We start from the raw sequence: 971 nt of genomic DNA on the forward strand, positions 1-971 counted from the left end.
CCCGTTGCCGTACTCAAATCCATTCCGAGGGACTTAAAGAGAGCTGCCGCCTGTGCTTTCAGCTCCGGCTCCATTCTTATCGTCATATTTCCTTTAGCCATAATAGCACTCCTTTCCTCGTCATTTTTAGCTTGCACTAATATTATATTCAATATTCGTGACATTTGCAAGTGCATTGCAAATGTTTTTTTGCAACTTTTCTATGAACAGTGCTTTCTATATGCTAACACCGCAGCGTGTACATTTAGGGGGTGAAAAAGCCTTATTTCGCGCGGTTTTCAAGCCTCGTTTTCGGTGGGGTAATATAAAAACCCTTACCCGCCCCGAAAACGCCTTGTAGGGCGTTTCTGGGGCGTTTACAGCCCTTTCTTAAATTCCTCCACCAACAGATCGCTCAAAGCCTGTGATGGGCGTATTTTGACCGTTATATGCCCCTCCGGTACGGTGTCCCACCATTTGCGGATCGTTTTCGGATCAAGTCCGGTGTCCCTATGACAATCGGCCTTGCGTCCCTCTGGATGCTCCTGCCGCCACGCATAGACTTGCGCTTTCTTTTCTTCTGCCCCTTTTCTTCTCCATGTGCCGCCAGGATAATCCACTTCCTGCACCGCCCTTGCTCTTTTCAAATGCTCTTTCTGTGATCTACCATTCCTCTTGTTGCGCTCGATGCGAACATCGGTCAGAGCTTCAATATCGGAAATCGTGAAATTGTAATACTCCTTGTCGTAGGCTTCCAGCGCACTCCGTATATCTTCCTCGGTCAATGCGTTCTCATGCTTCACCATCTGCAGATCATCAAAAGCCTCTTTCATATCCTGCCGGAGCTGCTGCTTCGACACACCGCATTTGTAAGCATAGATAGCAAGGCACATCAAAAAGAAATACCGATGCCCGCCCTTTATCTCTCCGATCTGCCGCAGCCACCAATGGTAGAGCGCATACGGATCATCACCATGCACCTTTCCGGCAAT

1 pseudogene is annotated in these 971 nt (G+C 48.3%); it reads right to left on the minus strand.

The window, feature by feature from the left end:
• Window positions 1-356: 356 nt before the first annotated feature.
• Window positions 357-971 (minus strand): annotated as a pseudogene (locus JKK62_RS17335) (hypothetical protein); the annotation flags it as partial.

The organism is Ruminococcus difficilis (assembly GCF_016680995.1).